This window comes from Corynebacterium frankenforstense (genome assembly GCF_030211955.1).
In the GTDB taxonomy this organism is placed as follows: domain Bacteria; phylum Actinomycetota; class Actinomycetes; order Mycobacteriales; family Mycobacteriaceae; genus Corynebacterium; species Corynebacterium frankenforstense_A.
Genome location: NZ_JASODI010000105.1, coordinates 1 through 234, shown reverse-complemented (window position 1 = coordinate 234; position 234 = coordinate 1). Strand labels below are relative to the sequence as shown.

Here is a 234-nt window from a genome sequence, read left to right as displayed (position 1 = left end):
GGGCTTAGCTTCCGGGTTCGGAATGGGACCGGGCGTTTCCCCACCACTATAACCACCGACACGACCAAAACCGGCGGACCAAAATAACAATGACCCGTGTGGCGTGTCAGATACCGGAGAATGCGACGCGAACAACAACGAATCCTTCAGTTGTTGCGTTTGTGTTTGTTCGGCGGATTAGTACCGGTCACCTTACACACCTCACGATGCTTCCAGATCCGGCCTATCAACCCC

General features: G+C 54.7%; 1 rRNA gene. It reads right to left on the bottom strand.

Annotation, left to right across the window (positions count from 1 at the left end):
* Positions 1–60, bottom strand: a 5S ribosomal RNA gene (gene rrf / locus QP119_RS11950); the annotation flags it as partial.
* Positions 61–234 lie beyond the last annotated feature (174 nt).